Annotated in this window: 6 protein-coding genes; 3 read left to right on the top strand and 3 right to left on the bottom strand. The window is 68.0% G+C overall.

The window, feature by feature from the left end; all coding sequences use genetic code 11:
- Window positions 1-1,250 (bottom strand): TldD/PmbA family protein (locus AC1DJN_RS07865; protein ID WP_478039054.1); only part of this gene is annotated, 1,250 nt, incomplete at its 3' end.
- Window positions 1,251-2,016: 766 nt separating this feature from the next.
- On the opposite strand from AC1DJN_RS07865, the gene AC1DJN_RS07860 reads away from it, so the two are divergent.
- Window positions 2,017-2,631: a DUF938 domain-containing protein gene (locus AC1DJN_RS07860; protein ID WP_442251607.1), complete on the top strand. Its 615-nt coding sequence runs from the start codon at window positions 2,017-2,019 to the stop codon at window positions 2,629-2,631.
- An 88-nt stretch (window positions 2,632-2,719) separates the two neighbouring features.
- Here AC1DJN_RS07860 and AC1DJN_RS07855 read toward each other — a convergent pair whose 3' ends face one another.
- Entirely contained in the window at window positions 2,720-6,406 is a 3,687-nt protein-coding gene (locus tag AC1DJN_RS07855; protein ID WP_442251608.1) for an indolepyruvate ferredoxin oxidoreductase family protein, read from the bottom strand.
- Window positions 6,407-6,577: 171 nt separating this feature from the next.
- Here AC1DJN_RS07855 and AC1DJN_RS07850 point away from each other — a divergent pair, with 171 nt between their 5' ends.
- Together AC1DJN_RS07850 and AC1DJN_RS07845 are read left to right on the top strand one after the other, a co-directional pair.
- Window positions 6,578-7,213: a tetratricopeptide repeat protein gene (locus AC1DJN_RS07850; protein WP_313443967.1), complete on the top strand. Its 636-nt coding sequence runs from the start codon at window positions 6,578-6,580 to the stop codon at window positions 7,211-7,213.
- A gap of 69 nt (window positions 7,214-7,282) precedes the next feature.
- Entirely contained in the window at window positions 7,283-8,269 is a 987-nt protein-coding gene (locus tag AC1DJN_RS07845; RefSeq protein WP_032977992.1) for a hypothetical protein, read from the top strand.
- Window positions 8,270-8,318: 49 nt separating this feature from the next.
- Here AC1DJN_RS07845 and AC1DJN_RS07840 read toward each other — a convergent pair whose 3' ends face one another.
- Window positions 8,319-9,803 carry an AAA family ATPase gene (locus AC1DJN_RS07840; RefSeq protein ID WP_478039053.1) on the bottom strand — a complete coding sequence of 495 codons (1,485 nt, stop codon included), beginning with the start codon at window positions 9,801-9,803 and terminating at the stop codon, window positions 8,319-8,321.
- Window positions 9,804-9,823 lie beyond the last annotated feature (20 nt).

The following is a 9,823-nucleotide window of genomic DNA, read 5'->3' as shown; positions in this document are numbered from 1 at the left end:
TTGGCCATGCGCTGGAACTGCACGCTGGACCACGAGTCGGCATAGCTGCAGCCATGCGAGGCATCGCGGCCGAGGATGTGGGCCTCATCGCGCGTCGCCTGGTAGTCGACCAGGATGCCGTCGCGCACCAGGTCCCAGCGCTGGGTCTTCACCCCTTCGTCGTCGTAGCCGACCGCGCCGAGGCTGCCCGGCTGGGTCTTGTCGGCGAAGAAGGTGACGATGTCGCTGCCCCAGCGGAAACCGGCATCGCGCTTGTCCAGGGTGGCGAAGCTGGTGCCGGCGTAGTTGGCCTCGTAGCCGAGCACGCGGTCCAGTTCCAGCGGGTGGCCGACATTCTCGTGGATGGTGAGGAACAGGTTGGACGGATCCAGCACCAGGTCGTACTTGCCGGGCTTCACCGAGGGCGCCTTCAGCTTCTCGCGCGCCTGGCGGGCGGCGGCGATGGCGTCCTCGACCGGGTCATAGGAATCACGGTACGCAGTGATGCCACCGGGCAGCTGCACCTTGCCGCGTGCATCGCCATCAAGGAACTCGTAGCCCATGCCCATAGGCGAGGACAGGCCGGCACGGGTGCGGAACTTGCCGCTGGCCTTGTCGATGGCAGTGGCGGTGAACGGCAGCCAGATGCGATGGATGTCCTGGTCGATGAACGAGCCGTCGCTGGAGGCGAAGTACTTCTGTTCGTTGACCAGGAACAGGGTGGAATTGATGTAGTCGGCGCCCGCATTCAGCGCGGCCGCATTGAGCGCCAGCAGCAGCTCGACCTTGTCCTGGATCGGCACTTCCATCGCATTGCGGCGGATGGGTGTCTGCCAACGCACCTCGCCGACGGCCGGGGTGGGCGCCAGCTGCACCGGGCGGGACTGGATGCTGGCATTGGCGCGGGCGATGGCGGTGGCCTGTTCGACGGCGGTGCGCACCGCCGCTTCGGTCTGCTGGTGGGTGGCGGCGAAACCCCACGCACCGTTGACGATCACCCGCACGCCCACACCGGATGATTCGCGGTTGGTCACGTTGCCGACCTGGTGCTCGCGGGTAATCACCGACTGGTTGAGGTAGCGCCCGATGCGCACGTCGCAGTAGCTGGCCTTGGCCGAACGCGCGGCAGCGAGGGCGACCTCGGCCAGGCGCCGGCGCTTGGCCGGGTCGACCGGGGCCAGCAACTGCTCGGCGGCGATCAGCCGCGAATGCGGCAGGGCCAGGCCCGCCAGGCCCAGAGCGGAAAATGCCAGGAACTCACGTCGTTGCACAGCGTCTCTCTCTCACTTCCGTGCGGCCGGCAAAGGACCGATCCGATCACGTCAACTCCTCGACTTTCGCCAGCGGCGGACATTCGGGCAAGTGACTGCAGTCATGGTCGGGGAGGGTTTCGGCAGGGCTTGCAGCCCTGCACCTGCGGTAGTGCCGGCCGCTGGCCGGCAACCTCAGCAGCAACGTCAACGTCAAAAGCGGGCATTCCGTGGGTGGGCGGGGCGGTGTGGGGTGGCAGGACACGCCGTAAACCCCAGGCCGGCCCAGCCGCTGGCGGCTGTGCGTTCGGGCGCTTGCGAAGCAATGCTTCGCAAGCAAAGCGCCCTCACCCATTGGGGGCTCGATGGCGCCATCCATGGCGCCAACGGTCCTGCCACCCCACACCGCCCCACCTCTGACAGATCTCCGCGGCTGTTGGTAGGTGTCGACCTTGGTCGACACATCTGTCAGATATCGAAATMAATCTGGGGTCAGATCCGTTTTCCGCAGGAAAACGGATCTGACCCCAAGAGCCGTTCCAGCAGATCGCGGAAAACTGTCGAAGGCGGGGTGGATCCGGTTGCGGGGGCGTGAGCGCCATGGATGGACCGAGCCTCCATGGACGGATTCACGGCGTCCCCCGCAACCGGATCCACCCCGCCGACCCACGGAATGCCGCCTTTTGACGTTGCTCTCGCTCCGGCCTCTGCAGGTGCAGGGCGCAGCCCTGCCGAGCAATACCCCCCTCGTGCACAATGAAGCCGACCCCGCCTGGACGCCGTCTCGATGTCGAGCAAGCCGTATTCAGAAGCCTGCGAACGCAACCGCGAACCGATCGCCGCTGCGCTCGACCCGTGGATGGGAGATCGCCACCGGGTGCTGGAGATCGGTAGCGGCACCGGCCAGCATGCTGCCTTCTTCGCCGAGCGCTGGCCATGGCTGCGCTGGCAGCCCAGCGACCATCCGGATCATCTGCCCGGCATCGAGGCCTGGCGCGCGGAGGCGGCGCTGCTGAACCTGCTGCCGCCGGTGGCGCTGCAGGTGGAACTGCCGCCAGCGCCCGGCCTGAGCTTGCCGGAAGGCAGCACGTTCGACGCTGCCTTCAGTGCCAATACCCTGCACATCATGAGCTGGGAGCATGTGCAGGCGTTGTTTGCCGCACTTCCCCCCCTGCTGCGCCACGGCGCGCTGCTGGCGGTGTACGGACCGTTCAACTACGGCGGTCGCTACACCAGCGACAGCAATGCGCAGTTCGATGCGTGGCTGAAGGCGCGTGATCCGCGCAGCGGCATCCGCGATAGCGAAGCGGTGCAGGCGCTGGCCGCCGACAACGGCTTTACCCGCCTGGGGGATGCGGCGATGCCGTCCAACAACCGCCTGCTGCTGTGGCGGTTGGGGTGAATCACCGGTAGTGSCGGCCGCTGGCCGGCAACACATTGTCCGGGAAGGGCAGATGCCGGCCAACGGCCGGCACTACCACCTGCCACTATTACGCCACCTGCACGATATGCAGCGCCTTCGGGTTGCGCCACTGCGCCAGCAGCACTGCTTCGCGGGCCTTGGCCTTCTCGAAGTGCGCTTCCTTGACGTGGCCGAAGCCGCGGATGTGCTCGGGCACGCTGGCAATCTCCACCGCCAGCGCCAGGCGGTCGTCATCCAGTCCGTCGATCAGCTGCTGCACCGTCGCCTCGTAATCGGTGATCAGCTGGCGCTCCATGCGACGCTCTTCGGTGCGGCCGAACACATCCAGGCGACCACCGCGCAGGAACTTCAGCTTCGCCAGCAGGCCGAACGCCTTGAACATCCACGGGCCGTATTCCTTCTTCTGCAGCCGGCCCTGTTCGTCCTTCCTGGCGAACAGCGGCGGTGCCAGATGGAAGCGCAGCTGGTAATCGCCTTCGAACTGCTGCTGCAGGCGCCGCTGGAAGTCGCCGCTGGTGTACAGGCGCGCCACTTCGTACTCGTCCTTGTACGCCATCAGCTTGAACAGGTAGCGGGCCACGGTTTCGGTCAACGCGGTGGAGCCGCCGATGCGCTCGGCTTCGGCCGCGCGTACGCGCTCGATCAGGCTGCGGTAGCGGTTGGCGTAGGCCGCATCCTGGTAGTCGGTCAGGAAGGCCGAGCGGCGCTCGATCATCTCGTCCAGCGAGCGCGACAGGCGCGCATCGTCCAGCGGCAGGAAGGCGACATCGCCACCGTGCGTCGGCAGCCCGCGCAGCTCGCGCTCGTCACCAGTGTTGCGCGGTGCGGCGGTAGCGCCCCATTCGTTGCCTTCCCATTCGCCCGGCGGCAGCGCCTGCAGCGGGCCCGGCGTGTTCTCGGTGTCGGTGTGGCGGTTGCGCACCAGGCCGGCGGCCTGCTGCACGGCCTGCGGATCGACCGCGGCCAGGCGGCCCCAGGCGAAGGCCTGCTGGTTCATCGCCACGGCCGCGCCGTTGAGTTCGATGGCGCGCATCAGCGACTCGAACGACAGCGGCACCAGGCCCTGCTGCCAGGCGTAGCCGAGGATGAACAGGTTGGCGGCGATCGCATCGCCGAGCAGCGCGGTGGCCAGCTGGGTTGCGTCCAGCAGCAGCGGCTCCTCGCCACCCAGGGCCACGCGCACGCCGGCGATGATGTCGGCGGCGGGGAACTGCATGTCCGGGCGGGTGGTGAAGGTGCCCGGCATCGCTTCGTAGGTATTGAGCACCATCTGCGAACGGCCGGCGCGTACCTTCGACAGTGCCCAGTAGTCGTTGACCACCACCATGTCGCAGCCCAGCACCAGATCGGCTTCACCAGCGGCGATGCGCACCGCATGGATGTCGTCCGGGCGGCGGGCGATGCGGATGTGCGTGGTCACTGCGCCACCCTTCTGCGCCAGGCCGGTCTGGTCGAGCACCGAGGCGCCCTTGCCTTCAAGGTGACCGGCCATGCCCAGCAGGGCGCCGATGGTCACCACGCCGGTACCGCCAACGCCGGTGATCAGGATGTTCCAGGGTTGCTCCAGGGTGCCGCGCACCACCGGTGCCGGCAGGTTGTCCAGCAGCGTGGAGGCATCGCGCTTGCTGCCCTTGCGCGGTTGCCCACCGTGCACGGTGACGAAGCTCGGGCAGAAGCCGTTGACGCAGGAATAGTCCTTGTTGCAGTTGGACTGGTCGATGTCGCGCTTGCGACCGAACTCGGTCTCCTTCGGCAGCACCGACACGCAGAAACTCTTCTTGCCGCAGTCGCCGCAGCCTTCGCAGACCAGCGAATTGATCATCACCCGCTTGGCCGGGTCTTCCAGCTTGCCGCGCTTGCGGCGGCGGCGCTTCTCGGTGGCGCACGTCTGTTCGTAGATCAGGATCGAAACACCCTTCACTTCGCGCAGGCGCTTCTGCACCGCATCCAGCTCGCTGCGGTCGTGGAACTCCACGTCGCTGGGGAAATGCTCGCGCTGGCGCGTCCACTTGGCGATGTTGTCCGACAACACCATGATGGTGTGGATGCCCTCGGCCCGCATCTGCTTTGCGATGTCCGGCACGCTCAACGGGCCGTCCACCGGCTGCCCGCCGGTCATCGCCACCGCGTCGTTGTAGAGGATCTTGTAGGTGATGTTGACGCCGGCGGCGATCGCCTGGCGGATGGCCAGCGAACCGCTATGGAAATAGGTGCCGTCGCCCAGGTTCTGGAACACATGCTGGGTGTCGGTGAACGCGGCCTGCCCGGCCCACGTCACGCCTTCGCCACCCATGTGGGTGAAGGTGTCGGTGCTGCGGTCCATCCAGGTCACCATGTAATGGCAACCGATGCCGGCCAGCGCACGCGAGCCGTCCGGCACGGTGGTGGAGGTGTTGTGCGGGCAGCCGGAGCAGTAGTGCGGCACGCGCGGGAAGCTGGCGCGCGGCAACGCAAGCTCGGCTTCCTTCTCCTGCATCCACTGCAGGCGCTGCTCGATGGATTCGTTGTTGAAGAACTTCTGGATGCGGCGACCGATCACGCCGGCGATGGTGGCCGGGGTCAGTTCGCCGGTGGACGGCAGGATCCACTCGCCGGCCTCGTCGTACTTGCCGACGATGGACGGGCGCTGGCCCCAGCTGGCTGGCCAGTTGAAGAACTGCTCCTTCATCTGGCGCTCGATGAAGGCACGCTTCTCCTCCACCACGATGATGTCTTCCAGGCCCTGCGCAAAGCGCGCGATGCCTTCCGGTTCCAGCGGCCAGGTCATGCCGACCTTGTACACGCGGATGCCGATGTCGGCGCAGGCCTGCTCGTCCAGGCCCAGGTATTCCAGGGCCTGCAGCACGTCCAGGTAGCTCTTGCCGGTGGTGACGATGCCCAGCCGCGCACGCGGCGCGTCCATCACCACCTTGTCGATGCCGTTGGCACGCGCGAAGGCCTGCGCGGCTTTCACCGCATAGCGGTGCAGGCGCATCTCCTGGTCCAGTGGCGGATCGGGCCAGCGGATGTTGAGGCCGCCGGCGGGCATGTCGAAGTCCTCCGGCAGCACGATGCGCCGGGCCAGCGGATCAACCTCGACCGAGGCCGACGATTCCACCGTCTCGGCGATCGTCTTGAAGCCGACCCAACGCCCGGTGTAACGGCTCATCGCCCAGCCGAGCAGGCCCATGTCGAGGATGTCCTGCACGCCGGCCGGGTTCAGCACCGGCATCATCGCGCTGACGAATTCGTCCTCGCTGCCATGCGGCAGGGTCGAGCTGCGGCAGGCATGGTCATCGGCGGCCAGTGCCAGCACACCACCATGGCGCGACGTGCCGGCGGCATTGGCGTGCTTGAACACGTCGCCGCAGCGGTCCACGCCCGGGCCCTTGCCGTACCACATGCCGAACACGCCCTGCACGTTGGCACCGGGGAACAGGTTGGTCTGCTGGGTACCCCACACCATGGTGGCGCCCAGGTCCTCGTTGAGGCCCGGGGTGAACTTCACCTTGGCCGTTTCCAGGTGCTTGCGCGCGCGCCACAGTTCCAGGTCGAAGCCGCCCAGCGGGCTGCCGCGATAGCCACTGATGAAACCGGCGCTGTCGATGCCCGCAGCTTCGTCGCGCAGGCGCTGCATCAGCGGCAGCCGCACCAGCGCCTGCACGCCACTCAGGTAGATCCGCCCTTCGTTGCGGGTGTACTTGTGGTCGAGCGTGTAATCACGGTCGAGCAGGTCGGCGGAAGCGGGCGAGGTGAGTTGCGCGGTACTGGTCATGGCTGGCCTGTCAGGATCGGCTGGCACCGGCCGCGCAGGTGCACGCGGCGGGAAAGGCGCGAATTGTAACAGTGGGGGGCCAGGGCCCCCGGCACTCGCGCCGGGGCCGTGCTGGGGTTAGGATCGGGGAGAGAGAGGGAGGGTTGGTGTTTCAACCTTGGGGGAATTGGGATGTCAGTTGCAGGACAGTTCCTGGCCGGCGTGTTGCTGGTTTCGGGAGCGGCCACTGTGTGGGCCGCGCCGGCATTGCCGGCACCGCAGGAGTTCTATTTCGACAGCGACGCCGCTGCCGCGCCGATCACGGTGGTGCAGGGTGAAGGCGAAGACCTGGTGGCACAGCTGCTGAAGCATCGCGAGCGTGGCCGCAAGGGGCTGGAAGCCACGGCGCAGCTGGCGTCGGTGGCCATCGCGCAGGGGCGCGCGGAACTGGGCGACAAGCTCTATCGCGAGGCACTGGCCGAGGCGCCGGTGCAGAGCGCGCTGGGCCGCAGCGTACGCTGGAACTATGGCTGGGACCTGTTGCGGCAGGGCCAGGCGCTGGCCGCGCTGGAACAGTGGCAGGCCGCTGCCAGCACCCTGCGCAGCAATCCGGGCTGGGTACCGCCGAGCTATGCGTTGGCGCTGTGGCGGGCCGGCCAGCAGCAGGAGGCGGTGAAGTGGTATGCCGCCGCCGTACGGACCGAGCCGGGGCAATGGCGCGACAGCAGCCATTACGCGCAGCTGTTGCCGCAATGGCGCGACGACGAACGCGCGACGTTGGCCGAAGTACAGCAGGCCTGGCTGGCCGCGCCTCCAGCCTGGCCCTGACAGCGGCCGGCCGCTGGCGGCGTGCAAGGGGGCCTACAATGGTTGGCCCTTCGCTGCCATGAGCTCCGGATGCGCCAACGCGCTACCTTGCTGTTGTTCCTGTCGCTGCTGCTGCCAGGGGGGCTGAATGCTCAGGACCGGTCCGTGCCGGACTGGCTGCAGCCGGTCGTCACCCGCATCGCCGCCCTGCAGGCCAGCGATGTCCCGGCCGAGCGCTGGCAGGGGGCCGAGTTGTCGCTGGCATTGGGCGTAAAGGCCGATGGCCAGCGCCTGACCGATGCCGATGCACTCACGCCGGTTTTCCTGGACGCCTGGCAGGCCGCGCCAGCGCACCGCTTCCACCGCCACCGCCTGTTGCGGCTGTGCCAGGGCACGCTCACCTGCGGTGACCCCGTCGGTCGCAATCTTGGCTTGCCCACGGCTGCGCCCACAGGTGCCGGGCTGTTGCCGGCACTGCTGGAGGCGCAGCGTGCGGACGATCAGGACAACGGCGAGGGCGCGTGGCAGGCGGTGCAGGTGGCCTGGCGGTTGGAAGAAGTCGGCATGGCGACACAGCAGCTGCGCGCCGCCGCGGAACGGCAACCGTTCGGTGATGGGACGCGGCGGCTGCTGGCGATGCAGCTGCAGGCGCTGGCAGGGGTGTCGTTGTCCGACACGCCGCTGGAGGAGGCGGACCGCAGCCCGCGGCAGATCGTCGAAGACGCCCTGCTGGGGTCGCTGGAGGAACGCACCTTGTGGGACTTCGCCGGCATTGCGCTGTGCGGGCAGGCACAGCACAGCGCAACGTGCAGGAGGCTGGCCACGCAGATGACAGCCAGTGGCGATCTGGGTCTGCAGGAACTGGCACTGCGGCTGGTGCCCGCCGATCCTGATGCCCAGCGCGCACTTGACTGGCTGCAGTGGCAACAGCTGAGTGCGCGGCGGCGGGGGCTGCCCGCCGGCTACCTGCAGCGCGCCGCGCGCGAAGGCACGACGGCAGCCATCAGCCGCCTGTTGCAGGAAAACGGTCTGCCGCTGACCCCGCCCGCTGGCTGGAGCCCAGACACCGCACCCTGACCGACAGGGAATCCACGCCCTGCGTGGATGGACGCGGTGGCGGCGACCTTCAGTCGTCCGCGGACACCGTGCGCCCCGACGCCCATTCCCGCAACGCCGCCACCTGCTCGGCCATCAGCACCGACAACGGCCGTGTCGTGCGGATCTCGCCCATCAGCAGTTCGGTATCCAGTGGCCGGCCTTCGGCATGCGCCGAATACAGCCCGGCCACGATCGCCTGCTCGATTTCCGCACCGGAAAACCCGTTGGCCGCTGCGGCCAGTGCGGGCAGCGCGAAGTCGTCGGCATTGAGCTGGCGCCGTCCCAGGTGCAGCCGCAGCAGTTCCACGCGCACATCGGCCGAGGGCAGGTCGACGAAGAAGATCTCGTCGAAGCGGCCCTTGCGCAGCAGCTCGGCCGGCAGCTCGTGCACCTGGTTGGCGGTGGCCACGATGAACACCGGCGCCTTGCGCTCGGCCATCCAGGTCAGCAGGTAGCCGAGCACGCGGCGCGACACGCCGCCATCCTCGGTGCCGGTGGCCAGGCCCTTTTCGATCTCATCCATCCACAGCACGCACGGCGCCAGCTGCTCGGCCGAGGCCAGTGCCTGGCGCAGGTTGGCTTCGGTCTCGCCGTGGTACTTGTTGTACAGCGCGCCCACGTCCAGGCGCAGCAGCGGCACGCCGAAGCCGGCGGCGGTGGCCTTGGCCAGCATCGACTTGCCGCAGCCCTGCACGCCCAGCAGCAGCATGCCGCGCGGCGGGTCCAGCCCGGCCGGTGCCGAGCCGGCGATGAAGGCGACGCGACGCTGGTTGATCCAGCGCTTGAGCCGGTTGGCGCCAGCCACATCGCCGAAGCGCGCGCTGTCATGTTCAAAGAACAGGTGGCCGCTGCGGTTGAGCAGCTCGAACTTCAGCCGCGCCAACTGCGGCAGGTCGTCGTCGCGCAGCGCGCCATCGGCATAGATCAGCTGCCGCGCGATGCGCCGCGCATCGACCAGGCTCAGGCCCTGCAGGTTCTTCAGGATCTTCTTGACCGCCTCGCTGTCCACTTCCACCCGGCGCCCGCCGTGTTCGCGTGCATAGGCATCGGCTTCCTCGCGCAGCATCTTCAGCAGTGCATTGGCGTCGGGCAGGCGCGGGTTGAAGCGCACCGCCAGGGCTTCCAGTTCGGMGGGCAGTTCCACCTTGGCGCCGATCAGCACCAGCACGTGCGGTTCGCTGTGGCGGCGCTGGATCAGGTCGCGCAGGGCACGCTGGTGGCTGGCGTAGCCCAGGTAGGGGTGGAAATCGAGCAGCAGGTACACGCCGCGCTGGTCGGCCTGGCGGATCATCTGCAATGCGGCACTGGCATCGGGCGGACCGACCGGCTCGTCCTCGCGCTCCAGGTCGATGCGGCGCAGGCCTTCGGTGATCGACCAGCGGTGCAGGGCCCGCCAGACATGCATCAGCGTCTGCCGGAACAGCTCGACGATGCGACCCTCATCCTGGGTCTCGACCACGATCAACGGCGTGTTGGCGCGGATCAGTGCGCTCAGGTCCTGCAGTTCGCTCATGGCGGTTCGATCCTTCGGGG

It is taken from the genome of Stenotrophomonas sp. 05L414_2 (assembly GCF_056397905.1).
The sequence above is the reverse complement of the archived record's forward strand: the minus strand, read 5'-3'. Positions and strand labels throughout refer to the sequence as shown.